The organism is Stenotrophomonas sp. YJH_SMC_105-26, from assembly GCF_059368915.1.
Window position 1 is genome coordinate 235,888 of sequence record NZ_JCAFSD010000001.1, and the last position, 21,836, is coordinate 257,723.

Genomic DNA, 21,836 nt, shown 5'->3' on the forward strand with positions numbered 1-21,836 from the left:
ATCAGGGTTCCTGCGCCAGGTCGAGGGCGGCGCCAATCACCGCATTGTCGCTTGGAAGCCCGAACATTGCTGCCCCCGCCAGTGGCGTGTAGGTGTCGGCACCACAGACCCGGCGCAACGGCAGATGGCCGAACCCGGCCTCGACCAGCGCGGTGACCACGCCCTCGCCCACCCCGCCGCTGTGGCGGCCTTCATCCAGCACCAGCACCCGCCGTGCGCTGGCGGCCTGGGCAGTGATGAAGCCGGCGTCCAGCGGTACCAGCCAGCGCAGGTCGACCACCCGCACCTGCCAGCCCAGCTGCTGCTCGATCGCCCGCGATGCGCGCAATGCCATCGGCACGCCGTTGCCATAGGTATAGATCACCAGGTCGCCGGCCTCCGGCGCATAGACCCGGCCCTCCCCCGGCACCAGCGACTGGCCCTGTGCGGGGAAGTCGAACAGCCACTGGCCATCGCCGGCTTCGTGCAGGTCCTTGCTCATGTACAACGCGATCGGCTCCAGGAACACCGCCACCCGCCCATCCACCCGCGCCAGTGCGGCCAGCGTGCGCAGCATCATCACCGCATCGTCGCCACGCGACGGGCAGCCCACCACCAGCCCCGGGATGTCGCGCAACGCGGTGATCGAGTTGTCGTTGTGGAAGTGGCCACCGAAGCCCTTCTGGTACCCCAGCCCGGCCACCCGCACCAGCATCGGGTTGCGGTACTGGTCGTTGGAGAAGAACTGCAGCGAACACGCTTCGCCGCGCACCTGGTCGATGGCGTTGTGCAGATAGGCCAGGTACTGGATCTCCGGAATCGGCAGCATGCCCAGGTTGGCCAGGCCCTGAGCCATGCCCAGGATCATGGTCTCGTCCAGCAGGGTGTTGAACACCCGGCGTGGGCCGAAGCGGCGCAGCAGATCCTTGGTGACGGTGTAGACACCGCCCTTCTGTGCGACGTCCTCACCGAACAGCAGGCTCTGCGGATACTTCGCCAGCAGTTCCTGCAGGGCATGGTTGATCTGGATCGCGAGGTGGCGTGGCGCCTGCCGTTCGGGCAACGCCTCCGCACCGCCATACAGCGCTTCACGCGTTCCGGCGGGCACCTCGCGCCGTGCTTCGGCCTGCACCGCAGCCGGCGTATAGGGCGCAAGCGGCTCCATCACTTCCCGCAGCGACTGCAGCTTCGGCCGTCCTTCGGCATCGGCGGCGGCGGCCATGCAGCGCGCGCGCATCGTCTCGTAGGCCACCTCGATGGCGGCCGCATCCATCCAGCCCGATTCCATCGCGATCTGTGCCGAGCGCAGCAGCGGATCCTGCGCCTCGGCCGCGCACAGCTCCGGCAACGCGCGCCATTCCACCTCGAAGTCGGTGCCGGCGTGCCCCATCAGGCGCGTGGTGCGCAGATGCAGGAAGGTCGGCCGCCGCGTACGCCGGCAGTGCTCCACCGCCGCCTGCACCTGCGCATGGCCGGTGGCCAGGTCGAGGCCATCGGCGTAGAAATAGTCCAGCCCGGGCTGACCGCTGAAGCGTTCGGCGATCCAGCCTTCAGGCGTTTTCACCGAGATGCCCAGGCCATTGTCCTCGCAGACGAACAGGACCGGTGCCGGCAGCTTCTGGTAGGCCGACCACATCGCGGTGTTGAACGCGGTCTGCGCGGTGGCATGGTTGGCCGAGGCGTCGCCGAACGAGCACAGTACGATGCTGTCGGCCGGAATCGGCAGTTCGTGGCCCAGCCGCTTGCCGCTTTCGAGGGCCAGCGCGGTGCCCAGCGCTTTCGGCAGATGCGAGGCGATGGTCGAGGTCTGCGGCAGCACCCACAACGGTTTGCTGCCCCACACCTTGTGCCGCCCCCCGCTGGCCGGGTCATCGGCGCTGGCAGCAAAGGACAGCGCGGCATCGCGCAGCGGGTCGATCCCCGGCACCTGGCGTGAGCGCTCGGCCATGAAGGCACCGGAGCGATAGTGCAGGAATGCTGGATCCGTATGCCGGCAGGCCCGCGCCAGCAGCGCATTGCCTTCGTGGCCGGATGAACCGATGGTGTAGAAGACCTTGTTCTGCACGCGCAGCACGCGCGCCATCAAGTCCAGCTGGCGGCTGGCCAGCTGCGAATCGAACAGCTCGCCAAACGCGGCGGCGGTAAGCGTGCTGCCCGGCAGGATCGGCGCATCCGGCGCCGGGCGCGGGCGCGGGGTACCGCGCCAGCCACGCACCGCGTCGAGGAAATTGGCGTCGCACACGTCGGCGCGGTTGAGCACGCGCATGCGTGCGGGAATCGGATCTGGAACCACAGCGAACATCGAACACCCTCCGTGTCGTTGTTGCATTCCGCCCGGGGTTGGCCAGGCGCTACCCTGTGGGGGATCACCTTGGTGAGAGTCATGCGGCCTCGAAGCGGGCGCGCACCTCGGCGGTCACCGCCGGCATCGGCAGGAAGCGCGGCTGCCCGCGCACGCGCTGCAACCAGGCGCGAACTTCCGGGAACGGCTGCAGGCTGATTCCACCCTCGCCTGCGACGTCGGTGTAGGCGAACAGCGCGATGTCGGCGATGCCGTACCCACTGCCGGTGAACCATTGCGCATCACGCAGGTGCTGCTCCATCACCGCCAGTGCAGTGGCGGCGCGCTCGTGCAGGCGTGGCAGTTCGGCGCGGCGCGGCGACCCAGGCGGGGTCCAGCCGCGGATGAAGCGCGCGACCGCTACGCACGGCTCGTGCGTGTACTGCTCGAAGAACATCCAGCTCAGTGCCTGCGCGCGCTCCCAGCCATCGGTGGGCAGGTAGGGCGTGCCTTCGGCCAGCCAGAAAAGGATCGCATTGGACTCGGTCAGCACGCGGCCATCGTCGCGGACGATCAACGGCACCTTGGCATTGGGATTGAGCGCGAGGAACTCGGGGGTGTGGGTCTGGCCGTGGGCACTGTCCACTTCCACCCAGCGGTAGCGGCTGCCGAGCTGCTCCAGCAGCAGGCGGACCTTGTGGCAATTGCCTGACACCGACATGCCGTGCACCGTCAACGGGACGCGCTCTTCCACCATTGCCTGCTCCCTCGGATCCGGCCGGCGGCCGGCTGCGTGCAGTCTGGCAAGCACGCCAGTGAATGCCAAGCGCGGGTGCAGCATGACTACACGGTAGTGCCGGCCGCTGGCCGGCATCCTCGATGCAGCTGGTAGTGCCGGCCGCTGGCCGGCATCCTCGATGCAGCTGGATCCAAGCGATTGCCGGCCAGCGGCCGGCACTACCAAGCCACGCTCAGCGCGCGCGTTGCCGCCACTGTTCGCGCGACTGGCCCCAGATCTGCATGGGCTTGTCGTTGCATGGCGCTGGCAACTCCCCCATGCGCAGCAGGGTGCTTCCCAGCTTGCGTGCCACGGCCCGCGAGTTGTCGTTGTCCTCGGCGATGGTATGGATCACCTCAGCCCAGCCCAGCGTATCGAACGCCCAGTCGATCGCCGCGACCGCCGCCTCCGGCGCATAGCCCCGGCCCCAGCTGGCATGGCGGATGCCCCAACCAACCTCGGTACCCGGCCAGTCCTGCGGCTGCCACGGTCCCATCCGCCCGATCCAGTCGCCGCTGGATTTCTCGATCACGCTGAACATTGAGAAGCCGAACAGCTGCCAGGCGCCAGCCCGGCTGCAGAAACCGCGCCAGGCTACCGAGGGTGGCTGCACGCCGCCCAGGGTACGCATCGTGGCCTCGTCGGCGCAGAACGCCAGGTACGGCTCGTAGTCCTCGCGAAGCAGCGGGCGCAGGATCAGCCGCTCGGTTTCGATGCGCAGGTCGAAGATGCTCATGCCGGCTCCATGTCGAAGGGAGCACCCATGATGGAGGATGGCTTCCCTGCGCGGATGAATATCGCCGGTCGCAATGAAACGGGCCGGCATGAGCCGGCCCGTCAGGTACTGCATGCTGCGCCGGGATTACTGGCGCGTGGCTGCGGCAGTGGCACCGGCGGCAGCGGTCTGCGTGACCAGCTGGCCATCGACCACCGGCAGGCGATCGCTGGCCGGCTTGTTGTCCATGCGCACGGTCTTCTCCGCGCCGTCATAGCGGTAGGTCACGTTGTAACCCTTCACCACGTCGTTGGTACCCATGGCAATGCGGTTGCCCGGCTTGCTGGCCATGCGCATGGTGCCGGTGGTGCCATCCTCATTGCGATAGGTCACGTTGTAGCCGGTGACGCGGCTCGACTCGGAGGTGGCGGTCTCGGTGTGGCACTGGCGCTCGGTGCGGTTGACCACACGGCCACCCACATGGCGCTTGTCGATCTGGTTGCCGATGAAGCCGCCGGCCACGGCACCGGCGGCGGTCGCGGCCTTCTTGCCGTTGCCGCCACCGACCTGGTTGCCGAGCAGGCCACCGACCACAGCGCCGACCACGGTGCCGCCGACGTTGCCATCACGTTCCGGCAGGCGTTCCTGCACCGTCACGTCCTGGCAGACCTCGTGCGGGGTCTGGGTGGTGGAAGTCTCGCGCACTGGATCGGTGCCGATCACGGTGGCGTAGGCCTTCTGCTTCTCGGTGATCGGGTCAACCTTCAGCACATCGGCATATTCAAGCCCGCGCGGCGCGGACGGGTCCAGCTTGTCACCACGTGCGCCGTCGTCAGAAGCGTTACCTTCAACGAGGCGCGATTCACCATTGGGGGTTCCGGCGCTGATGGAATCGGGCGACTTGTCACCACTCTTCATGAAGGCGGCGGTGGCGATGCCACCGACCAGCAGCGCGCCCGCTGCGACCAGGACAGTTGTAGTTGTGCTTTTCATGACCTGCTCCTTGCGGACCATCCGCAACGTTCTCGGGGCAGATTGCAGCATGCGCTGCCTGAACGGAATCTCCACATTTCCTGCTCATTCCGATAACCCATTCAGCATCGGGAAATGCTGGGCCCGTGGTAGCGTTTGCATATTCCCCACGAGGCTTCCCGCCATGGCCAACCCGATGCTGCTGCCGGTACTGCAATGGGCCCGCCGGCTGCGCTACCCCACCCTGTTCAAGCTCACCGCCGGCCTGTTCGTGCTGACCTTGTTCATCCCGGACCCGATCCCGTTCGTCGATGAGCTGGTGCTGGGCTTCGGCACGCTGCTGCTGGCCAACTGGAAGAGCCGCAACGCCGCGACACCTCCGCCGCTGGAACAGCGTTGAGCATCCTGGTTGACAGCCACTGCCATCTGGATGCCAGCGGGTTCGACCGTGACCGCGCTGCGGTGATCGAGCGTGCGCAGGCCGCGGGGGGGCGCCAGCAGGTGGTACCGGCGGTGACCGCGGCCAGCTGGCCGAAGCTGCGTGAGGTCTGCCAGCAGGCGCCGGGGCTGTACCCGGCCTACGGCCTGCATCCGATGTTCCTGGCCGATCACCAGCCCGGGCACCTGCCACTGCTGCGCGAGTGGATCGAGCGCGAACGCCCCTGTGCGATCGGCGAATGCGGCCTGGACTTCTTTGTCGAAGGGCTGGACGCCGACGCCCAGCAGGCGTATTTCATCGGCCAGCTGGAACTGGCCCGCGAATTCGAGTTGCCGGTGATCGTGCACGCGCGACGCGCGGTGGATGCGGTGATCGCCGCCATCCGCCGCGTCGGCGGCCTGCGCGGCGTGGTGCACAGCTTTTCCGGCAGCCCGGAACAGGCCGCGCAACTGCACAGGCAGGGCTTCCTGCTCGGCCTCGGTGGCCCACTGACCTACGATCGCGCGCAACGGCTGCAGCGGCTGGTGCGCGAGATGCCGCTGGAACAGTTGCTGCTGGAAACCGACGCGCCCGACCAGCCCGACGCCGGCATCCGCGGCCAGCGCAACGAGCCAGCGCGGCTGGCGACCATTGCCCGGCACGTGGCCGCACTGCGCGGGATGGAGCTGGAAGCCGTGGCCCAGGCCACGACGGAGAATGCGCGGCGATTGTTCGCGCTGCCGGCAATGTAACGGGTAGGTGCCGGCCGCTGGCCGGCACGATCCATCACACCGCGCTGGCCTCGACCGCATCCACCTTCACCTTCTTCGGCTCCAGCAGCATCTCCAGCGCCTTGCCAACCGCCGCGAAGGCGAACGCGCCGGTGATGTGGGTTGCCGCGCCCAGGCCGGCACCACAGTCCAGCTTCAACGCCGCATCGGCGCCCAGGTTCGGACGGATGCCGCAGACGCTGCCATCGGCCTGCGGGTACTTCACATTCTCCAGCGAATACACCGCCGGTACGCCGAAATAGCGCTTGGCGTTCTTCGGGAAGTTGAATTCGCTGCGCAGCTTCTTGCGGATCAGCGCCAGCATGGCGTCGTGCTCGGTGCGAGAGACATCGCGGATGCGCACCAGGGTCGGATCGGTACGGCCACCGGCGGCACCGACGGTCAGCAACGGCAGCTTGCGGCGGCGGCACCATGCGATCGTCTCGACCTTGACCCGGAAGCTGTCGCAGGCATCGATCACCAGATCGAACCCCCGGTCCAGCAGCTCGGCCATGTTGGACACGGTCAGGAATGCCTGCACCGCGTCGACCCCGATGTCCGGATTGATCGCACGGCAACGCTCGGCCATCGCCTCGGCCTTGTTGCGGCCGTAGTTGCCTTCCATCGCCGGCAGCTGCCGGTTGGTGTTGGACACGCAGATATCGTCGGCATCGATCAGGGTCAGGTGGCCGACGGCCGAACGGGCCAGCGCCTCCACCACCCACGAGCCGACGCCGCCCATGCCGACCACCGCCACGCGGCTGCCCTGCAGGCGCTCGAGTGCACCCACGCCGTACAGCCGTTCGATGCCGGCGAAGCGTTGTTTGACCTGTTCGTTCATCGGGCTATTTTAACGTGCAGGTGCTGGCGCCCGCAGTACGCCGGCGTCGAACCCACCGTTGCACGCCCGGAGTGCCCGCATGAATGCCAGCCCGCCCCGCCGCCTTTCCAGCGCCCATCGCTACCTGTTCGTGCTCTGCCTGGGCCTGCTGATCGGCCTGATCGCCACGGTAATGGTCGGCCGCGCCCTGCAGGCGCGTCGCGATCCGTTCCCGGGCAGCCTGATGCAGGTGATGCAGCGGCAGTCACAGCTGCTGCAGCAGGCCCAGCTGCAGAACCGCTGCAGCCTGGCTGACAGCGTGCCGCGGCTGCAGGTGCTGCGCCTGCTGTCCAATGACCTGGACCAGGCGTTTCCCGGGCTGAAGGACAGTGCGCAGTTCCAGCAGCACGCCAGCCAGCTGCGCGGCAACCTCAACACGGCGCTGGCCTCCCCCCCCGGCGACTGCAGGGCCCTCGCCCAGCTGGTGGAAACACTGCAGGCGGACTGCCGCGCCTGCCACCAGGATTTCCGCTGAGCCGCATTCATCCTGCAGCCGGGCAGCACGCACACGGTTGGCGCGTTGTTCACGTTCGAAAGGAGAGGATTCGTCCACCCTGCTGCACGACGCAGTACCACCCAACCCACCCGCCTTCACGGCCAGGAGACGACCCATGAAGATCCAGCTCATCGCCGCCAGCGCCATCGCTACCCTCGCGCTGGCTGGCTGTGCCACCTCGCCCGGTTACAGCGGCGGTGGTTACAACAACGGCTACAACAACGGCGGCTACGGCAACAATGGCGGCTACAACCAGGGCCGTTGCGCTGACTGTGGCATCGTCACCCGCATCAACACCGTGCCCTCGGGCCGCACCGCGCCCAGCGCGACCGGCGCGATCCTCGGCGGCATCGTCGGCGCCGTGGCCGGCCATGAAATCTCCGACCACACCGGTGGCAGCCGTGGCAACAAGAACATCGCCGCCGCCGCAGGCGCGGTCGGTGGTGCCCTGGCCGGCAACCAGATCCAGAAGAACGTCACCAGCGATACCTATGACATCAGCGTGCGCATGGATGATGGCCGCACCATCGTGGTCAACCAGCGCGATCTCGGCGGCATCCGCGAGAACACCTACGTGCGCGTCGTCAATGGCAAGGTCATCCTGCGCTGACCTGCACCGGGCCAACGGCAAAGAAAAAGGCCCGCTTGCGCGGGCCTTTTTCATGCCGACGGGCGGCGGGTATTACACCGGCTGCACCTTGTCAGCCTGCAGGCCCTTCTGGCCCTGCACGACTTCGAAGCTCACAGTCTGGCCTTCCTTGAGGCTCTTGAAGCCCTGGGTCTCGATGGCGCGGAAGTGCACGAACACGTCCTCGCCATTCTGCCGGCTGATGAAGCCGAAGCCCTTCGCATCATTGAACCACTTTACGGTACCGGTCTCGCGCTCAGCCATCTCACTAACTCCCTTTGACTCTCTCTTGTTGTTGGAAACGCCCGGTGGGCGGCTGACAAGCAAGGGGGAAGCGAGGTGCATCGATGCAGCGGATCGGAAAGATCTTGCTTCATCAGGCCACGATCCACGGTGACCTTGCCAAGCTCAGCGACTGCAACTTAACCCGCCCAAAACGAAAAAGCAACTGGCAAAATCTTTCACTGTCAACCCCAAAACGGCCACCATACGGGACAGCATGGGACTCTCATTCATCTTATATTTGCTAGCGGTCATTTTTGTCCTGATCGGCATCGCCGGCATCATCCTGCCGGCCCTCCCGGGCATCCCGCTGGTGTTCATCGGGCTGCTGCTGGCGGCCTGGGCCGACGGCTTCGCCCACGTCGGCTGGCCCACCCTGGTCGCGCTGGGCGTGCTGACCCTGCTTTCACTGTTGGTGGACGTGCTCGCCACCGTAGTTGGCGCGCAGCGCGTCGGCGCCAGCCGCAAGGCCCTGTGGGGCACCTTCGTCGGCAGCATCGTCGGCCTGTTCTTCATGCCCATCGGCCTGTTTGCCGGACCGCTGGTCGGCGCCCTGCTCGGCGAGTACTGGCACACCCGCGAACTCGGCCGCTCGACCAAGGTGGGCCTGGCGACCTGGCTCGGCATCCTGCTCGGCCTGGCACTGAAACTGGCGGTGGTGATCGCGATGCTGGGCCTGTTCGCGTTCGCCTGGTTCTTCTGAGCCACCTAGCCTTCACGCCACGCGCACGCCGTGGCCGTGCATAAACGGTGGGGCTGGCCGCGATCCGGTGCAGCCGCCACACTGTGCGATTCCCGTATCCATCGAAGGGCCTGCTGCAATGACCCTCCCCACGCTGCTTCCCCGTCTGGCGCCGCTGGCGCTTGCCCTGACCAGTGCACCGTTGGCTGCGCAGGAGTTCGCGCCCAGCGCCGACACCTCGCCGGCCGCCTGCGCGGCGATCACCACCGACGCGGCCCGCCTGGCCTGCTATGACCGCCTCTTCGGGCACACCCCGGAGGCCACCGCCGCCGCCGATGCCGCCGCCGAATCGGCTGCGCAGGCGCGCCGCGAGGAACGACAGACCGCGCGCGTGAGCCAGGGCGAGGAAAAGCTGCGCGAGCGGGTCAGCGACCTGTTCCGTCCGGCGGCACCGGACAGCGCGCTGGCCAATGCTGGCCGCGGTTCGCTGCTGGACAGCCGCTGGGAGCTGGCCGAGGACTCCAAGCTGGGGCCCTTCCAGCTGCGTGCCTACAAGCCGGTGTACCTGCTGCCGGCGTTCTGGACCAGCGACCGCAACACCACGCCGCATTCGCCGAACCCGGCCAACAGCGTGACGACCCCGCAGGTACTCGACAGTACCGAGCTGAAGTTCCAGATCAGCTTCAAGACCAAGATCGCAGAGAACCTGTTCGGCGACAACGGCGACATCTGGGCTGGCTACACCCAGAGTTCGCGCTGGCAGGCCTACAACAGCGAGGATTCGCGCCCGTTCCGCGAAACCAACTACGAACCCGAAGTGATGATGGTGTTCCGCAACGGCTACTCGATCGGTGGCTGGCGCGGGCGCATGACCGGTATCAGCCTCAACCACCAGTCCAACGGACGGGCCGATCCGCTCTCGCGCAGCTGGAACCGGGTCATGCTCAACATCGGCCTGGATCGCGAGAACTGGGCGCTGGTGCTGCGCCCGTGGTACCGCATCCCGGAAAGCCGCAGCGAAGACAATAATCCGGACATCGAGGATTACATGGGCCGGGGTGACGCGACCCTGATCTGGAACCGCAACGGGCATGAGGTCGCGCTGATGGCGCGTCATTCGCTGCGCACCGGCAGCCGCTCCCACGGTGCACTGCAGCTGGATTACGGCTTTCCGATCAGCAATCTGCTGCGTGGCCATGTGCAGGTCTTCGACGGCTATGGCGAGAGCATGATCGACTACAACCACAAGGCCACCTATGTGGGCGTGGGCGTGTCGCTGCTGGAGTGGTTCTGATGGACGTGACGATCTGGCACAACCCGGCCTGCAGCAACTCGCGCGGCGCACTGAAGCTGATCCGCGATGCGGGCTTCGACCCGGTGGTGATCGAGTACCTGGGCACCCCACCCGACGCGGCCACGCTGCGCCAGGTGCTGGCCGAGTCGGCCCTGAGCGCGCGCGACCTGGTGCGCAGCAAGGAGACCCAGTTCGCCGCACTCGGGCTGGAAGATGCCGACGATGCCACCCTGCTGGCTGCGATGGCCGAACACCCGCGCCTGATCAACCGCCCCGTGGTGCGCACGCCCAAGGGCACACGGCTGTGCCGCCCGCCGGAAACGGTGCTGGAGATCCTGTAACGGAAAAGGGGACGGAGGGGATTAAGTCGTTTGTGCACAAACGACTTAATCCCCTCCGTCCCCTTTTCTGGTTACCGCCAGTCGGTGATGCCTTCGCGGCGGTAGGCCTCGGCGAACGCCGGGCGCGCCTTCATCGAGGTGGCATGTGCCTTGAGCGACGGCCAGGTGTCACTGGGCCTGGGCATGTTGCGCGACCAGCGCATCAGCATCACCAGCATGTAGTCGACCACGCAGGGCGTGGCGCCCAGCAGGTAGGGCCCATGCGCCAGCAGGTGCGTGGCCACATGCTGCCAGGCCGCTTCCAGGCGCTGTCGCGCCATCTCGCGACTGGCCTCCACGTTTGCCTCGCCCGCCACCTCGTGCGGATAGAACCAAGCGCGATAGGCCGGCTGCAACGTATTGGCACACCAGAACATCCAGCGGTAGGCATCGGCGCGCTGCGGCGTGCCCAGTGCCGGCAACAAACCGGCGTCCGGATGGCGGTCGGCCAGGTACAGGGCGATCGCCGCCGCTTCAGTCAGTACCAGGCCATCGATCAGCAGCGTCGGCACCACGCCGGCCGGATTCAGTGCCAGGTACTCCGCCGACTTGTGCTCGCGCGCGTCGAAATCCAGCAGCACCAACTCGTGCTCGATGCCGAGCTCGATCAGCAGCCAGTGCACCACCAGCGCGGCGGTGCTTGTCGAACCATACAGCGTGGTGCTCATGCGGCGGATCCTGTGCAGGTGGGCCGGCCGATTATGCGCCCGTGCGGGAGCCGTCGCTCAGCCGCAGCTGCTCATGCAGGTATCGCGGCGCTCGCCACAGGACATCATCGGCGCGCGCAGCGTGCAGTCATGCGTCTTCAGTTCGCAGGCACGGCGCAGGTCCGGGTTGTCCACGTCCTTGCAGCGCTTGTCCGGCGCCGGCACCATCCGCTGCTCGCAATTGCTCTGGCGGCTGCCGAGGGAGTCATTCTGCGCCATGCAGCTGCGGTAGCTGGCCTGGCACTGCATGCGGCATTGCGCCGATGCAGGGAAATCCGCGCCTTCGTACGACGCCGGGGTGCTGCAGCCGGCCAGGGCCAGCAGCACGCCGGCCACGATGAAGCGATGCAGGGCCATGGACACGTCCTGTGCGAGGGTGTGCCGACCGTAGCAGAGCCAGGGCTACAGGCGTGTTAATCCTGCCTCCAGATACAGCAACGGCGCCACAGGGGCGCCGTTGTCCGGACCGAAGCGTGCGGGAATTACTCCACCACCACCGGAATCTTGCCGATGCGGGCCTGCCACTCGCGCGGGCCGGTCTTGTGCACCGATTCGCCGGCGGAGTCGACGGCCACGGTCACTGGCATGTCCTGCACGGTGAACTCGTAGATCGCCTCCATGCCCAGGTCAGCGAAACCGACCACCTTGGCCGCCTTGATCGCCTTGGACACCAGGTAGGCCGAGCCACCGACGGCCATCAGGTAGGCCGACTTGTGCTTCTTGATCGCCTCGATCGCGGCCGGGCCGCGCTCGGCCTTGCCGACCATGCCCAGCAGGCCGGTCTGTGCCAGCACCTGCTCGGTGAACTTGTCCATGCGGGTCGCCGTGGTCGGGCCGGCCGGGCCCACCACTTCGTCACGCACCGGATCGACCGGGCCGACGTAGTAGATGAAGCGGCCCTTCAGATCGACCGGCAGCTGCTCGCCCTTGTTGAGCATGTCGACCATGCGCTTGTGCGCGGCGTCGCGGCCGGTGAGCAGCTTGCCGTTGAGCAGCAGGGTCTGGCCCGGCTTCCAGCTGGCCACGTCTTCCGGGGTAATCGTATCCAGGTCCACCCGGGTGCCCTTGGATGCGTCGTAGGTCAGCTTCGGCCAGTCTTCCAGCGACGGCGGGTCCAGCATCACCGGGCCGCTGCCATCCAGGGTGAAGTGCGCATGGCGGGTGGCCGCGCAGTTCGGGATCATCGCCACCGGCAGGTTGGCCGCGTGGGTCGGGTAGTCGTTGATCTTGATGTCGAGCACGGTGGTCAGGCCACCCAGGCCCTGCGCACCGATGCCCAGCGCGTTGACCTTCTCGTACAGCTCCAGGCGCAGCTCCTCGATGCGGTTGGACGCACCACGGGCCTGCAGCTCGGTGATGTCGATCGGCTCCATCAGCGCTTCCTTGGCCAGCAGCATCGCCTTCTCGGCGGTGCCACCGATGCCGATGCCCAGCATGCCCGGCGGGCACCAGCCGGCGCCCATGGTCGGCACGGTCTTCAGCACCCAGTCGACAATCGAGTCGGACGGATTGAGCATGGCGAACTTGGTCTTCGCTTCCGAACCACCGCCCTTGGCGGCGACGATCACGTCGACTTTGTTGCCCGGCACCACCTTGACGTTGACCACGCCCGGGGTGTTGTCCCTGGTGTTGATGCGCTTGCCTGCCGGATCGGCCAGCACCGAGGCGCGCAGCTTGTTGTCCGGGTGCATGTAGGCGCGGCGCACGCCTTCATTGGCCATGTCTTCCACGCCCATGGTGGCGTCATCCCAACGCACGTCCATGCCGATTTCCAGGAACACGGTGACGATGCCGGTGTCCTGGCAGATCGGGCGGTGGCCCTCGGCGCACATGCGCGAATTGATCAGGATCTGCGCCATCGCTTCCTTCGCGGCCGGCGACTCCTCGCGCTCGTAGGCGGCGGCAAGGTTCTTGATGTAGTCGACCGGGTGGTAGTACGAGATGTACTGCAGCGCGTCGGCGATGGACTGGATGAGGTCTTCCTGCTTGATCGATGTCACGTCTTGCTCGCTTGCTCGAGGCTGGCGGGGGTAATCCACCCATTTTACCCCCTCCCCCGGCCGCAGGTAGAGTCAGGGGTCAGATCCCTTTCCCTGGGAAAGGGATCTGACCCCGCCTCCCCTGTCACGCCACGCGCCACTGCGGCGTCCTTGCCCACATGAACGCCGAAACCGCTTTCCAGACCCACCGCCCGCGCCTGATGGCGCTGGCCTACCGCCTGCTCGGCAGCCGCACCGACGCCGAAGACGTGGTCCAGGACGCCTGGCTGCGCTGGTCCGGCGCCGATCCTGCGGCCGTCCGCGATGCCGAGGCCTGGCTGGTCACCACCACCACCCGGCTCGGCCTGGACCGGCTGCGTGCGGCCAAGCGCGAGCGCGTCCACTACGTCGGCCCATGGCTGGCCGAACCGCTGGCGGTCACCCTGGAGCCGGACCCGGCGCCCGGTCCGGCCCAGCTGCATGCGCTGGCCGACGACGTCTCGGTCGCTTTCCTGACCCTGCTCGAACAGCTCGGCCCGGAGGAACGCGCCGCCTTCCTGCTGAAGGAGGCGTTCGACCACGACTACCGTGAGATCGCCGAGCTGATCGGCCACAGCGAGGCCAACTGCCGGCAGCTGGTGCACCGTGCCCGGCAACGCCTGCAGGCCGGACGACCGCGCTTCAATGCCGATGCCAGCCAGCACCGGCAGCTGCTGGCGCGCTTCATGGAGGCCTCGCAGCGCGGCGACAGCGACGCGATCCAGGCCCTGCTGCACGCCAACGCGGTACTGGTTTCCGACGGCGGTGGCGTGGTCACTGCGGCGGTGCGGCCGCTGCTGGGCGCCGAACGCATCGGCCGCCTGTTCTGGGCCATCGCCCGCCGCGGCGCGGTGCATCCCGCCCAGCTGGGCTACGTCAACGGCGAGCCGGCGATCCTGCGCTTCCAGGGTGAGCGCCTGCATTCGGTCACCACCATCGAAGTGGTCGATGGCTGCATCGCCAACGTGTACAGCGTGTTGAATCCGGAAAAGCTGCCGGGTGTTGTCACGCGCGATGACGGTACGGCGTCCTGGTAGTGAAAGGCGGCCACCGTGGCCGCCGTGGAGCCGAAAATGTCCGACCACGCCTCTCCCCGCGTCCCCTACACCCGCCTGGCCGCCGAGGCCTTCAAGGGCCTGCTGGCCACCAGCCAGGCGGTGCATGACAGCTCGATCGATCCGACCCTGATGGAACTGGTGTTCCTGCGCGTGTCGCAGCTCAACGGCTGCGGCTACTGCATGGACATGCACGGCACCGCGCTGCGCAAGGGCGGCATCGAGCCGCGCAAGCTGGACACCCTGCCCGCCTGGCACGAGAGCCGCTTCTTCGATGCACGCGAGCGCGCGGCACTGGGCTGGGCCGAGGCGCTGACCCGGCTGACCGACGGCGCGCCGTCGCAGGCCGCGTTCGATGCCCTGGCACCGCACTTCGATGAGAAGGGCATCAGTGACCTGAGCATGGGCATCGCGGTGATCAATGCCTGGAACCGCCTCGGTGCGGGGTTGCTGCCGCCGCTGCCGGCCTGACCCACCCCGCCTTCGACAGTTCATCGGTGCTGCTGGTAGGTGTCGACCTTGGTCGGCACGGTGGATCCACGCAATGCGTGGATGCAGGAGGGTCAGATCCCTTCGCTTCGCGAAGGGATCTGACCCCGGTGCCGGCCACACGGCTGCACTGACTCCCCCTGCACGTATCAGGCGCGCACAATACGCGCATGCCTGCCATCCCCACCGCTGGCGCTGCCGCCGCGAAGAAACCCAGCCTGCGCCAGCGCTTCAGGGCGATGCGCAACCTGCCGCCGTTCCTGCGCATGGTCTGGCAGACCAGCCCCGCGCTCACCCTGGCCAGCCTGGGGCTGCGCCTGATCCGTGCGCTGCTGCCGGTGGCGATGCTGTACGTCGGCAAGCTGATCATCGACAGCGCCCTGCACCTGAGCCAGCACGACGCCGGTTTCCCGCCGCTGGGCGAGGCGCTGTCCAGCGGCATGCTCAATCCGCTGCTGGGCCTGCTGGCGCTGGAATTCGGCCTGGCCATCGCCTCGGACCTGCTCGGCCGGCTGGTCAGCTATGCCGACGCGCTGCTGTCGGAACTGTTCGCCAACGTCACCAGCATCCGGCTGATGGAACACGCGGCGACGCTGGATCTGGAGGACTTCGAGGACCCGGACCTGCAGGACAAGCTGGACCGCGCGAGGCGCCAGACCATGGGCCGGATGAACCTGATGAGCCAGCTGTTCGGCCAGGTGCAGGACGCGATCACCGTGGCCAGCCTCGCCGTCGGCCTGCTGGTCTACGCGCCGTGGCTGATCCTGCTGCTTGCGCTGGCACTGGTGCCGGCCTTCATCGGCGAATCGCACTTCAACGCGGCCGGTTACAGCCTCAACTTCCAATGGACGCCCGAGCGCCGCCAGCTCGACTACCTGCGCCAGCTCGGTGCCAGCGTGGAAACGGCCAAGGAAGTGAAGATCTACAACCTGCACCGCTTCCTGGTCGAGCGCTATCGGCGCCTGTCGGTGGCGCTGTTCCAGGCCAACCGTGCCCTGGCACGGCGCCGGGCGTTCTGGGGCACGCTGCTGGCTGCGCTGGGTACGCTGGGCTACTACACCGCCTACGCCTACATCGCCTGGCGCACGGTGCGCGGCGATTTCTCGATCGGCGACCTGACCTTCCTTGCCGGCAGCTTCCTGCGCCTGCGCCAGCTGCTGGAAGGCCTGCTGATCGGCTTCTCGCAGGTGGCCAGCCAGGCGCTGTACCTGGACGACCTGTTCTCGTTCTTCCAGATCGAGCCGGAAATCCACTCGCGCGAAGGCGCCATACGCGTGCCGCAGCCGATCCGCCAGGGCTTCGTGTTCGAGAACGTCGGCTTCCGCTATCCCGATGCCGAACAGTGGGCGGTGCGCCACCTCGATTTCCAGCTGCAGGCCGGCGAAGTGCTGGCCCTGGTCGGCGAGAACGGCGCCGGCAAGACCACCCTGGTGAAGCTGCTGGCACGCCTGTACGAACCGGACGAGGGCCGCATCCTGCTCGATGGCCGCGACCTGCGCGACTACGACCTGGACGACCTGCGCGCCAACCTCGGGGTGATCTTCCAGGACTTCGTGCGCTACAACCTCAGCGCCGGCGAGAACATCGGCGTCGGCCAGGTCGAGGCCATGGACGACCGGGCGCGCATCGCTGACGCCGCGCGCCGCGGCATGGCCGAGGAAGTGATCGAGGAGCTGCCCGGTGGCTACGACCAGCTGATCGGCCGCCGTTTCAAGCAGGGCGTGGACCTGTCCGGTGGCCAGTGGCAGAAGATCGCCATTGCCCGCGCATGGATGCGCAATGCGCAGGTGATGATCCTGGATGAGCCAACGGCAGCACTGGATGCGCGCAGTGAGTTCGAGGTGTTCCAGCGGTTCAGGGAACTGGCGGATAATCGCACCGCCGTATTGATTTCCCACCGTTTTTCCTCGGTCCGCATGGCCGATCGCATCCTGGTGCTGGCCGATGGTCGGATCGAGGCCAGTGGCACCCACGCCCAGCTGATGGCACAGGGCGGCCGCTATGCCGAGCTGTTCGAGCTGCAGGCGGCGGGTTACCGCTGAGAACGCCTCTCGTTCCGCCCAATGAGAACCCGTCTCATTTGAGATAGAATTCCCCCGACGACTTTTGATAGATACGCCCATGTCCTCCGCTTTTGGCGCCGAAACGGTGCTTGAGGTCCGTCACTGGACCGACGCCTACTTCAGTTTCACCACCACCCGCGACAGCGGCTTCCGCTTCGAGAACGGCCAGTTCGTGATGATCGGCCTGGAAACCGAGGCACGGCCGCTGCTGCGTGCGTACTCCATCGCCAGCGCCAACTGGGAAGAGCATCTGGAGTTCTTCAGCATCAAGGTGCAGGACGGCCCGCTGACCTCGCGCCTGCAGCACATCAAGCCGGGCGACAAGGTGCTGGTCGGCAAGAAGCCCACCGGCACCCTGCTGATCAGCGACCTGCACCCGGGCAAGAACCTGTACCTGCTGGGCACGGGTACCGGCATGGCGCCGTGGCTGTCGGTCATCAAGGACCCGGAGACCTACGAGCGCTTCGAGAAGGTGATCCTCTGCCACGGCGTGCGCTACGAAAAGGATCTGGCCTACCGCGATTACTTCGAGAGGGAGCTGCGTGAGCACGAGTTCCTGGGCGAGATGATCGGCGACAAGCTGCGGTACTACCCGGCCGTCACCCGCGAGCCGTTCGCCAACCAGGGCCGCCTGACCTCGCTGATGGAAAGCGGCCAGATGCAGCGCACCCTCGGCCTGCCGGAGCTGAGCCCGGAAAACGACCGCGCGATGATCTGCGGCAGCCCGCAGATGCTGGCCGACCTGCGTGCTGTGCTCGATGCCCGCGGTTTCAAGGTTTCGCCGCGCATCGGCCAGCCGGGCCACTACGTGTTCGAGCGCGCGTTCGTCGAGAAATGATGCTGCAACGGTAGTGCCGGCCGCTGGCCGGCTCTTCCTGGCCCACGGGATTGCCGGCCAGCGGCCGGCACGACCTCACAGCAGCGCTTCGATCTCGCCGCGCAGCTGCTCCGGCCGGGTGGTGGGCGCATGCCGCGACACCACCCGCCCCTGGCGATCGACCAGGAACTTGCTGAAATTCCACTTGATGCGGGCACTGCCGAGCACGCCGCGCTTCTCCCGCGCGAGCCACCTCCAGAGCGGGTCGGCCCCCTCGCCGTTGACCTCGATCTTTTCCGACAGCGGGAAGCTGACCGGATAGTCCAGCGAACAGAACTGGCGGATCTGTGCGGCATCACCGGGCTCCTGCGCGCCAAACTGGTTGCACGGGAAGCCGATCACCACCAGGCCGCGCTCGCGGTAGTCCTGCCACAGCTGCTCCAGCCCGGTGTACTGCGGGGTGAAGCCACAGCGGCTGGCGACGTTCACCAGCAGCAACGGGTGGCCCTGGTACCGGGCCAGCGCCTGCGGCTGGCCGTCGAGGTCGCGGAAGCTGAAATCGTAGGCAGTGGTCATGGCAGCGGGCCGTGGGCGGTGAACGCATGGTACCCGCGCCCGGCCCCGGCAACATGCCTTTTGACACAAGTGCAGTCGCCGCCGGCCGGGTTACCCTCGGGCCCTTGTTTGCCTTACCGGAGCTTCTACCTTGACCACTCGACTTGCCCTTGCCGTGGCCATGTCCCTCGGCCTTGCCCTGCCCGCCTTCTCGGCCGGCGCCGCCACCCCGGCTGCCAGCACCAATGCCCAGCAGGCCAACCCGTTCTTCGCCGAAAGCCCGCTGCCGCTGCACTTCCCGCAGTTCGACAAGATCAAGGACAGCGACTTCGCCCCGGCCTTCGACGCCGGCATGGCGCAGCAGCTGAAGGAAGTGGAGGCGATCGCCAACAACAAGGCCAAGCCGACCTTCGACAACACCATCATCGCGCTGGAAAAGAGCGGTGACATCCTCGACCGTGCGACCACCGTGTTCTTCAGCCTGGTCGGCGCCGATACCAACGACACCCGCAAGAAGCTGCAGGCCGACTACTCGGCGAAGTTTGCCGCGCACAGCGATGCGATCGCGCTGAACGGCAAGCTGTTCGCCCGCATCCAGGCGCTGTACGACACCCGCAGCCAGCTGGGCCTGGACGCCGAAGGCGTGCGCCTGGTCGAGAAGTACTACGACAATTACGTGCGCGCCGGCGCCAAGCTGTCCGAGGCCGACAAGGCCACGCTGAAGGACATGAATGCCGAACTGGCCAATCTGGGCACCAAGTTCAGCCAGAACGTGCAGTCGGAAGTGAACGCTTCGGCAATCACTGTCGACGACGTCAAGGAGCTGGCTGGCCTGTCCAAGGAGCAGATCGCCGCCGCCGCCGAAGCCGCCAAGGCCCGTGGCCTGGAAGGCAAGTACGTGATCACCCTGCTCAACACCACCGGCCAGCCGCCGCTGACCAACCTGGCCAACCGCGCCCTGCGCCAGAAGATCTACGAAGCCTCGACCACCCGCGGCAGCCGCGGCGGTGAGTTCGACAACACCGCGCTGGTCTCGCGCATCATGCAGCTGCGTGCCGACAAGGCCAAGCTGATGGGCTTCCCGAACTTCGCCGCCTACAACCTGACCAACCAGACCGCCAAGACCCCCGAAGCGGTCAACGCGATGCTCGGCAAGCTGGCTCCGGCCGCGGTGGCCAATGCCAAGCGCGAAGCCGCCGACCTGCAGGCGATGATCGACAAGGAGCAGAAGGCCGCGCGCAAGCCGACCTTCCAGCTGGAACCGTGGGACTGGGCCTTCTACAGCGAGAAGGTGCGCCAGGCCAAGTACAACTTCGACGAGTCGCAGCTGAAGCCATACTTCGAACTGAAGAACGTGCTCGAGAACGGCGTCTTCTACGCCGCCGGCCAGGAATTCGGCCTGACCTTCAAGCAGCGCACCGACCTGCCGGTCTACCACGATGACGTCACCGTCTACGACGTGTTCGACGCCGATGGCAGCCAGCTGGCGATCTTCATCTTCGATCCGTATGCGCGCGCCTCCAAGCGCGGCGGTGCGTGGATGAACTCCTACGTCTCGCAGTCCAAGCTGACCGGCTTCAAGCCGGTGGTCGCCAATCACCTGAACATCCCGAAGCCGCCGGCCGGCCAGCCGACCCTGCTGACCTGGGATGAGGTGAACACCACCTTCCACGAGTTCGGCCACGCCCTGCACGGCATGTTCTCCAACGTGAAGTATCCGTACTTCTCGGGCACCTCGGTGCCGCGCGACTTCGTCGAGTTCCCCTCGCAGGTCAACGAGATGTGGGCCGACAACCCGGTCATCCTGAAGAACTACGCCAAGCACTACCAGAATGGTTCGGCGATGCCGCAGGCCCTGCTGGACAAGGTGATTGCCGCATCGAAGTTCAACCAGGGCTTTGCCACCACCGAATACCTGGGGGCGGCGATGCTGGACCAGAACTGGCACCAGATCGGCCCGGACCAGGTGCCGGCGGCCAAGGACGTGATGGCCTTCGAGCGCGCCGCGCTGGAGAAGGACGGCATCTACTACGCGCCGGTTCCGCCGCGCTACAAGACCCCGTACTTCAGCCACATCATGGGCGGCTACTCGGCCGGCTACTACGCCTACATCTGGTCGGAAGTGCTCGACGCCAACACCCAGAAGTGGTTCAAGGACAACGGCGGCCTGAGCCGCAAGAACGGCGACCACTTCCGCGCCACCCTGCTGTCCAAGGGCGGCAGCGTCGACGCGATGCAGCTGTTCCGCGATTTCGCCGGCCACGAGCCGCAGATCGAACCGCTGCTGGAAAAGCGTGGCCTGACCGGCGCCGGCAACTGATCGCCCGCGTACCGGCCTGAAACGGAAACCGCCCGGGAGACCGGGCGGTTTTTTTTGTTGTGATTGGGGTCAGAGCCCTTTTCTGCGAAAAGGGCTCTGACCCCGGGGTCTCCGACCCCGCGCTGGCTTCATCGCGGCGCCACGTACCCACCCGGCACGCCTTCCGGCGACAGCACCAGCTGCCACAGCTGCGCGTGCCGGCAGCGGAAGGTGGCCATCGACCCGGCCAGGTAGAAGCGCCACATGCGCCGGAAGTGCTCGTCGTAGTGCGCATCCAGCCGCGGCCACGCTGCTTCCACGTTGCGCCGCCATGCCTGCAGGGTCAGGTCGTAGTCGGTGCCGAAGTTGTGCCAGTCCTCCAGCACGAAACGGCCTTCGAACGCCTTGGTGATCTGCACCGCCGACGGCAGCATCGAGTTGGGGAAGATGTAGCGTGCAATCCATGGATCGGTGCGATGCCGTGAGACATTGGTGCCGATGGTATGCAACAGCAGCAACCCGCGCGGCGACAGGCAGCGCTTGGCCACTTCGAAGAAACCGGCGTAGTTCTTGTCACCGACGTGCTCGAACATGCCGATCGAGAAGATCGCATCGAACGGTTCGTCCAGTTCACGGTAATCCTGCAGGCGGATTTCGATCGGCAGGCCAGCGCACAACTGCCGCGCGAACTCGGCCTGCTCCTGCGATATGGTCACGCCGACGCCGCTGACACCGTAGCGCTCGGCGGCGAACTTCAGGGCTTCGCCCCAACCGCAGCCAATGTCCAGCACGCGCTGGCCCGGGCGCAGGCCCAGCTTGCGGCAGACCAGGTCGAGCTTGGCCTCCTGTGCGGCGTCGAGGTCGTCGGCGTTGCGCCAATAGCCACAGCTGTAGACCAGGCGCTGGCCGAGCATGGCCTGGTAGAGATCATTGCCGAGGTCGTAATGGCGGCGACCGACTTCGTAACTGCCCTGCCCCGCCTGCAGGTTGAACAGGCGCGCCTTCAGCGCGTCTGCCACTTCGCGCCAGCCGTGCACCCGTTCATCCAGGTGCGCCTGCATCAGGTGGACGAGGAATTCATCCAGGACATTGGCATCCCACCACCCCTCCATGTAGCTCTCGCCCAGGCCGAGCGAGCCGTGGCCCATGACCCGCGCGAAAAAGCGCGGGTCATGCACCTGGATGTCCTGTGGCTGGGTGCCGCCGATGCGGACCCCGGCTTCGTGGAGCAGGCCGGCGACCCGCTCCTGCAACCCTGTATCCACGCCACCTCCTCGA

At 66.8% G+C, this 21,836-nt stretch carries 23 protein-coding genes; 12 read left to right on the forward strand and 11 right to left on the reverse strand.

What is annotated here, in order from left to right:
- Window position 1: 1 nt before the first annotated feature.
- The 4 genes from AC5P7F_RS01190 to AC5P7F_RS01205 form a co-directional block, all read right to left on the reverse strand.
- Window positions 2-2,281 (reverse strand): thiamine pyrophosphate-dependent enzyme, encoded by a 2,280-nt coding sequence (locus AC5P7F_RS01190; protein WP_075076672.1) that lies wholly within the window; start codon window positions 2,279-2,281, stop codon window positions 2-4.
- 79 nt (window positions 2,282-2,360) lie between these two features.
- Entirely contained in the window at window positions 2,361-3,017 is a 657-nt protein-coding gene (locus tag AC5P7F_RS01195; RefSeq protein ID WP_111206015.1) for a glutathione S-transferase family protein, read from the reverse strand.
- A 214-nt stretch (window positions 3,018-3,231) separates the two neighbouring features.
- Window positions 3,232-3,774 carry a GNAT family N-acetyltransferase gene (locus tag AC5P7F_RS01200; protein ID WP_495204124.1) on the reverse strand — a complete coding sequence of 181 codons (543 nt, stop codon included), beginning with the start codon at window positions 3,772-3,774 and terminating at the stop codon, window positions 3,232-3,234.
- A 126-nt stretch (window positions 3,775-3,900) separates the two neighbouring features.
- Window positions 3,901-4,746 carry a glycine zipper 2TM domain-containing protein gene (locus AC5P7F_RS01205; protein ID WP_046431690.1) on the reverse strand — a complete coding sequence of 282 codons (846 nt, stop codon included), beginning with the start codon at window positions 4,744-4,746 and terminating at the stop codon, window positions 3,901-3,903.
- A gap of 163 nt (window positions 4,747-4,909) precedes the next feature.
- On the opposite strand from AC5P7F_RS01205, the gene AC5P7F_RS01210 reads away from it, so the two are divergent.
- Window positions 4,910-5,125 carry a DUF6116 family protein gene (locus AC5P7F_RS01210; protein WP_014647716.1) on the forward strand — a complete coding sequence of 72 codons (216 nt, stop codon included), beginning with the start codon at window positions 4,910-4,912 and terminating at the stop codon, window positions 5,123-5,125.
- Complete coding sequence (locus AC5P7F_RS01215) at window positions 5,122-5,895, forward strand: TatD family hydrolase (protein WP_495204125.1); 774 nt, start codon at window positions 5,122-5,124, stop codon at window positions 5,893-5,895. The genes AC5P7F_RS01210 and AC5P7F_RS01215 overlap by 4 nt, the downstream gene beginning before the upstream one ends.
- A gap of 34 nt (window positions 5,896-5,929) precedes the next feature.
- On the opposite strand, the gene AC5P7F_RS01220 is transcribed toward AC5P7F_RS01215, so the two are convergent.
- Complete coding sequence (locus tag AC5P7F_RS01220) at window positions 5,930-6,754, reverse strand: tRNA threonylcarbamoyladenosine dehydratase (protein ID WP_049442438.1); 825 nt, start codon at window positions 6,752-6,754, stop codon at window positions 5,930-5,932.
- 79 nt (window positions 6,755-6,833) lie between these two features.
- Here AC5P7F_RS01220 and AC5P7F_RS01225 point away from each other — a divergent pair, with 79 nt between their 5' ends.
- Window positions 6,834-7,268: a cytochrome c gene (locus AC5P7F_RS01225; RefSeq protein WP_014647719.1), complete on the forward strand. Its 435-nt coding sequence runs from the start codon at window positions 6,834-6,836 to the stop codon at window positions 7,266-7,268.
- Window positions 7,269-7,404: 136 nt separating this feature from the next.
- Window positions 7,405-7,899, forward strand: coding sequence for a glycine zipper 2TM domain-containing protein (locus AC5P7F_RS01230; RefSeq protein WP_005417545.1), 495 nt, complete (start codon window positions 7,405-7,407; stop codon window positions 7,897-7,899).
- 72 nt (window positions 7,900-7,971) lie between these two features.
- Here AC5P7F_RS01230 and AC5P7F_RS01235 read toward each other — a convergent pair whose 3' ends face one another.
- Window positions 7,972-8,181 (reverse strand): cold-shock protein, encoded by a 210-nt coding sequence (locus AC5P7F_RS01235; protein WP_014647720.1) that lies wholly within the window; start codon window positions 8,179-8,181, stop codon window positions 7,972-7,974.
- Between the two features lie 235 nt (window positions 8,182-8,416).
- Between AC5P7F_RS01235 and AC5P7F_RS01240 the strand changes: the two genes are divergently transcribed.
- From AC5P7F_RS01240 to arsC, 3 genes are all read left to right on the forward strand, one after another.
- The gene (locus AC5P7F_RS01240; RefSeq protein ID WP_032958895.1) at window positions 8,417-8,902 is read left to right on the forward strand and encodes a DUF456 domain-containing protein; all 486 of its coding nucleotides are present in this window, start codon (window positions 8,417-8,419) and stop codon (window positions 8,900-8,902) included.
- A gap of 118 nt (window positions 8,903-9,020) precedes the next feature.
- Window positions 9,021-10,175: a phospholipase A gene (locus AC5P7F_RS01245; protein ID WP_164077322.1), complete on the forward strand. Its 1,155-nt coding sequence runs from the start codon at window positions 9,021-9,023 to the stop codon at window positions 10,173-10,175.
- A complete protein-coding gene (arsC, locus tag AC5P7F_RS01250) occupies window positions 10,175-10,516 on the forward strand; it encodes an arsenate reductase (glutaredoxin) (protein ID WP_049406119.1) in 342 nt (113 codons plus the stop codon). Before AC5P7F_RS01245 ends, arsC begins: the two co-directional genes overlap by 1 nt.
- 71 nt (window positions 10,517-10,587) lie before the next feature.
- Here the strand turns inward: arsC and AC5P7F_RS01255 are convergent, their stop codons facing one another.
- From AC5P7F_RS01255 to AC5P7F_RS01265, 3 genes are all read right to left on the reverse strand, one after another.
- Window positions 10,588-11,223, reverse strand: a complete 636-nt coding sequence (locus AC5P7F_RS01255) for a glutathione S-transferase family protein (RefSeq protein WP_014647724.1) — start codon at window positions 11,221-11,223, stop codon at window positions 10,588-10,590.
- A gap of 57 nt (window positions 11,224-11,280) precedes the next feature.
- Window positions 11,281-11,619, reverse strand: a complete 339-nt coding sequence (locus AC5P7F_RS01260; RefSeq protein WP_014647725.1) for a hypothetical protein — start codon at window positions 11,617-11,619, stop codon at window positions 11,281-11,283.
- A 125-nt stretch (window positions 11,620-11,744) separates the two neighbouring features.
- Entirely contained in the window at window positions 11,745-13,262 is a 1,518-nt protein-coding gene (locus AC5P7F_RS01265) for a fumarate hydratase (protein WP_014647726.1), read from the reverse strand.
- Window positions 13,263-13,420: 158 nt separating this feature from the next.
- On the opposite strand from AC5P7F_RS01265, the gene AC5P7F_RS01270 reads away from it, so the two are divergent.
- The 4 genes from AC5P7F_RS01270 to AC5P7F_RS01285 all read left to right on the forward strand — a co-directional run bounded on the left by AC5P7F_RS01270 (window position 13,421) and on the right by AC5P7F_RS01285 (window position 17,725).
- On the forward strand, window positions 13,421-14,317 hold the full coding sequence (locus tag AC5P7F_RS01270) for an RNA polymerase sigma-70 factor (protein WP_134809082.1): 897 nt from the start codon (window positions 13,421-13,423) through the stop codon (window positions 14,315-14,317).
- Between the two features lie 36 nt (window positions 14,318-14,353).
- The gene (locus AC5P7F_RS01275) at window positions 14,354-14,806 is read left to right on the forward strand and encodes a carboxymuconolactone decarboxylase family protein (RefSeq protein ID WP_046431628.1); all 453 of its coding nucleotides are present in this window, start codon (window positions 14,354-14,356) and stop codon (window positions 14,804-14,806) included.
- Window positions 14,807-14,994: 188 nt separating this feature from the next.
- Entirely contained in the window at window positions 14,995-16,866 is a 1,872-nt protein-coding gene (locus AC5P7F_RS01280) for an ABC transporter ATP-binding protein (protein ID WP_100450323.1), read from the forward strand.
- Window positions 16,867-16,945: 79 nt separating this feature from the next.
- The gene (locus AC5P7F_RS01285) at window positions 16,946-17,725 is read left to right on the forward strand and encodes an FAD-binding oxidoreductase (RefSeq protein WP_164077320.1); all 780 of its coding nucleotides are present in this window, start codon (window positions 16,946-16,948) and stop codon (window positions 17,723-17,725) included.
- Window positions 17,726-17,800: 75 nt separating this feature from the next.
- Here AC5P7F_RS01285 and AC5P7F_RS01290 read toward each other — a convergent pair whose 3' ends face one another.
- On the reverse strand, window positions 17,801-18,280 hold the full coding sequence (locus AC5P7F_RS01290; protein ID WP_014647731.1) for a glutathione peroxidase: 480 nt from the start codon (window positions 18,278-18,280) through the stop codon (window positions 17,801-17,803).
- Window positions 18,281-18,410: 130 nt separating this feature from the next.
- On the opposite strand from AC5P7F_RS01290, the gene AC5P7F_RS01295 reads away from it, so the two are divergent.
- Entirely contained in the window at window positions 18,411-20,579 is a 2,169-nt protein-coding gene (locus tag AC5P7F_RS01295; RefSeq protein ID WP_014647732.1) for a M3 family metallopeptidase, read from the forward strand.
- A 128-nt stretch (window positions 20,580-20,707) separates the two neighbouring features.
- On the opposite strand, the gene cfa is transcribed toward AC5P7F_RS01295, so the two are convergent.
- The gene (cfa, locus tag AC5P7F_RS01300) at window positions 20,708-21,823 is read right to left on the reverse strand and encodes a cyclopropane fatty acyl phospholipid synthase (RefSeq protein ID WP_126411165.1); all 1,116 of its coding nucleotides are present in this window, start codon (window positions 21,821-21,823) and stop codon (window positions 20,708-20,710) included.
- Between the last annotated feature and the right edge of the window lie 13 nt (window positions 21,824-21,836).

Coding starts and splice junctions, on each gene's coding strand:
- AC5P7F_RS01240 (WP_032958895.1), top strand. CDS start 8,417: ATGGGACTCTCATTCATCTTATATTTGCTAGCGGTCATTTTTGTCCTG.
- AC5P7F_RS01200 (WP_495204124.1), bottom strand. CDS start 3,774: ATGAGCATCTTCGACCTGCGCATCGAAACCGAGCGGCTGATCCTGCGC.
- AC5P7F_RS01230 (WP_005417545.1), top strand. CDS start 7,405: ATGAAGATCCAGCTCATCGCCGCCAGCGCCATCGCTACCCTCGCGCTG.
- arsC (WP_049406119.1), top strand. CDS start 10,175: ATGGACGTGACGATCTGGCACAACCCGGCCTGCAGCAACTCGCGCGGC.
- AC5P7F_RS01220 (WP_049442438.1), bottom strand. CDS start 6,754: ATGAACGAACAGGTCAAACAACGCTTCGCCGGCATCGAACGGCTGTAC.
- AC5P7F_RS01285 (WP_164077320.1), top strand. CDS start 16,946: ATGTCCTCCGCTTTTGGCGCCGAAACGGTGCTTGAGGTCCGTCACTGG.
- AC5P7F_RS01190 (WP_075076672.1), bottom strand. CDS start 2,281: ATGTTCGCTGTGGTTCCAGATCCGATTCCCGCACGCATGCGCGTGCTC.
- AC5P7F_RS01255 (WP_014647724.1), bottom strand. CDS start 11,223: ATGAGCACCACGCTGTATGGTTCGACAAGCACCGCCGCGCTGGTGGTG.
- AC5P7F_RS01270 (WP_134809082.1), top strand. CDS start 13,421: ATGAACGCCGAAACCGCTTTCCAGACCCACCGCCCGCGCCTGATGGCG.
- AC5P7F_RS01205 (WP_046431690.1), bottom strand. CDS start 4,746: ATGAAAAGCACAACTACAACTGTCCTGGTCGCAGCGGGCGCGCTGCTG.
- AC5P7F_RS01245 (WP_164077322.1), top strand. CDS start 9,021: ATGACCCTCCCCACGCTGCTTCCCCGTCTGGCGCCGCTGGCGCTTGCC.
- AC5P7F_RS01280 (WP_100450323.1), top strand. CDS start 14,995: ATGCCTGCCATCCCCACCGCTGGCGCTGCCGCCGCGAAGAAACCCAGC.
- AC5P7F_RS01235 (WP_014647720.1), bottom strand. CDS start 8,181: ATGGCTGAGCGCGAGACCGGTACCGTAAAGTGGTTCAATGATGCGAAG.
- AC5P7F_RS01195 (WP_111206015.1), bottom strand. CDS start 3,017: ATGGTGGAAGAGCGCGTCCCGTTGACGGTGCACGGCATGTCGGTGTCA.
- AC5P7F_RS01225 (WP_014647719.1), top strand. CDS start 6,834: ATGAATGCCAGCCCGCCCCGCCGCCTTTCCAGCGCCCATCGCTACCTG.
- AC5P7F_RS01290 (WP_014647731.1), bottom strand. CDS start 18,280: ATGACCACTGCCTACGATTTCAGCTTCCGCGACCTCGACGGCCAGCCG.
- AC5P7F_RS01275 (WP_046431628.1), top strand. CDS start 14,354: ATGTCCGACCACGCCTCTCCCCGCGTCCCCTACACCCGCCTGGCCGCC.
- AC5P7F_RS01260 (WP_014647725.1), bottom strand. CDS start 11,619: ATGGCCCTGCATCGCTTCATCGTGGCCGGCGTGCTGCTGGCCCTGGCC.
- AC5P7F_RS01210 (WP_014647716.1), top strand. CDS start 4,910: ATGGCCAACCCGATGCTGCTGCCGGTACTGCAATGGGCCCGCCGGCTG.